1 protein-coding gene and 2 pseudogenes are annotated in these 2,465 nt (G+C 65.6%); all 3 read right to left on the bottom strand.

Annotated elements, in window-relative coordinates; all coding sequences use genetic code 11:
* A pseudogene (locus tag AC1VTH_RS07890) lies at positions 1-442 on the bottom strand (hypothetical protein); the annotation flags it as partial.
* Positions 443-601: 159 nt separating this feature from the next.
* Positions 602-2,197, bottom strand: coding sequence for an ABC transporter permease subunit (locus AC1VTH_RS07885; RefSeq protein WP_481335605.1), 1,596 nt, complete (start codon positions 2,195-2,197; stop codon positions 602-604).
* A 9-nt stretch (positions 2,198-2,206) separates the two neighbouring features.
* Positions 2,207-2,465: pseudogene (locus tag AC1VTH_RS07880) on the bottom strand (hypothetical protein); the annotation flags it as partial.

The raw sequence follows: 2,465 nt of genomic DNA, 5'->3' as shown, positions 1-2,465 counted from the left end.
TCTCGGCAGCGTCGAGGGCGTGGACGGTGGGCTCGACGGCCTTGCCGGCATTCTCGTCGACGTGCATGGCGCGCAGCAGCCAGCGGCGGGCGCGGCGCCACACGACGCCCAGGACCGCCGAGAGGGCCACGGCCACGCCGGCGAGTGCCTGGATGGTATAGGTCATGACCGAGGGGTCGACGTAGGCGAGGGCCGGGCGCACGAGGGCGCCCCACAGGCAGGTGGCCGTGGCGGCGAGGAATAGCGCGTCGAGCGCGGCGAGTGCGAGGCGTGCGGCGGGCCGCGTGCCGCGCGTGTGGCGAGGTGCGCATATGCCGGCGGGTTGCGTGGCGCGACGGACGACGGCATGCGTGTGGTGTGCAGCGCGGGCGGTGGCGAATCGCGTGGCATCGCCTGCGATGGCGTGCGGGGCGCGTACAAGGCGGGAGGCGCGGGAACTCATGCGGGGCCTTTCTTCATTAAAAAGCCGCCAGCCCGAGGGCCGGCGGCATGTCAGCATCGTGCCTTATGAGTATAGGCGTGCCGTGGCCGTTCGCTCGTCCAAATAACGTGCTAGAAGGCCGATGGGTGCGTATTTTTGATGAGCGGATGAAGAGTAGAGCTACTTTGCGAGCGCGCGCTTGATGGCGGCGAAGACCACCTTGGCGACGACGTTGGTCACGAAGATCACCATGGAGACGAGGGCCGCGCACTCGACGAGCATCTGCGTGTCGAAGTCCGAGATGAGCAGGGCCAGCGGCATGTGCGAGACGTTCGCCAGGAACGCCACGGCGCTGATCGTGACCATGCAGTTCACGAAGAAGTACGAGGCCATCTCGACGATGGTGCCCGAGGTCTGCGGGATGAAGACGTCGAGGATCATGCGACGACGCGGGATGCCCAGCGTCTGGCCCACGGCCTCGAGGCTCGCGTTGAGCTTGTTGAGGGCGTTGTAGGCCATGAGGTAGGGGCTCGCGAAGAAGTGCACGAGATTCACCATGATGAGGATGCCGATGGTGCCGTAAAGGGGCGTGCCCTTGAAGAACATCATGTAGGCGAGGCCCAGGACGATGCCGGGGATGGCCATCGTGGTGATGCAGACGAGGTGCAGGGCGCGCCCGAACCTGCCCTGCGCGCGGGCCGATACGTAGGCCGCAAGCCAGCTCACCGCGGCTCCCAGTACCGACACTGCGATGGCGATGACGATGGAGTTGAGCCAATACTCGTCCATGCCAAAGACGAGAGCGCGGTCGATGTTGGCGAGCGTGGGGGTCATGGTGATGGGGTACTTGACCACGAACGCCACGACCGAGAAGGCCGCAAGCGGACTCACCAGGAAGAGGGCCAGCGCGATGAGCAGGACCCAGCCCACGGCGTCGCGCCCGGCGTTCTTGCCCACGCGCTTGGGGTGCACGCTAAAGGCGAGGTTGCCCTGGGCGTTGGTGAGAAGGTCGACCACGAAGGCCACGATGGCCGGGAGGATGAGCGCCACGCCAATGGCCACGCCCGAGTTGAAGTTGAGGCGGCCGATGACCTCCTGGTACATGAGCACCGAGAGGGTGGAGTACTTGCCGCCCACCATGATGGGCACGCCGTAGTCTGTGATGATGAGCGTGAAGGTGGCGAAGACGGTCGAGACGAGCGGACGGGCTAGGTAGGGCAGCGTGATGCGCGCAAACTGCGAGGCCTTGGGGATGCCCATGATGTCTGCCGCGTCGTAGACCTGGCAGTTCTCGTAGCGCAGGGCGTCGTAGAGCATGAGGAACGCCGGCGGGAACGAGTAGAGCAGCGCGCCCATGACGATGCCCTGCAGGCCATAGATGTTCCAGCTGGTGCCCAGGAAGTTCGTGACGATGCCGTTGGAGCCAAAGAGATAGACGAGGCCCATGCCGTGGGCAATCGACGGGATGAGCATGGGCAGGGTGAGCACGATGGCCCAGACGTTGCGGAAGGGCACGTTGGTGCGGGTGAGCGTGAGGGCCGCGGCGAGCGCGAGCGCCACCGAGAGGGCGGTGCCGAGCAGCGATGAGACAACCGAGTTGCCCAGCGCCGTGGCAAAGGCCGGGGTGGAGAAGACCTCCAGGGCGCCCGGTGAGGCAAGGTGGAGCAGCAGCGCCACCACGGGGGCAATGACGGCTACGGCGAAGAAGACCACGAGCAGGATGCGTGCGGCGCTCATGCCCGAGAGGCGAGCAGCCGGCTTGTTGGTGTTTGCCATGCTCCCCACCTACTGCACGAACTGCATGAACTTCTTGAGGGAGCCGATCTTCCTCGAGAGGTTGTCGATGACGAAGGCGCGGATGTAGTCGCTTGCAGGGTTGGAGAGCAGTTCCTCGGGCGTGCCCAGCTGCTCGATGGCACCGTCGTGCATGACCATGACGCGGTCGGAGAGGGCGAAGGCCTCCTCCTGGTCATGGGTGATGTAGATCATGGTGGTGCCAAACTCGGCCTGGATCTGCTTGAGGTCTGCGCGCAGGGCGAGGCGG

The sequence above is a fragment of the Parolsenella sp. genome (assembly GCF_982402205.1).
Note: the sequence above shows the minus strand (reverse complement) of the source record. Positions and strands in the feature narration are given on the sequence as shown.

Excerpts from the sequence above, each read along its gene's own strand:
- AC1VTH_RS07885 (WP_481335605.1), bottom strand. The coding sequence starts at position 2,197 with ATGGCAAACACCAACAAGCCGGCTGCTCGCCTCTCGGGCATGAGCGCC.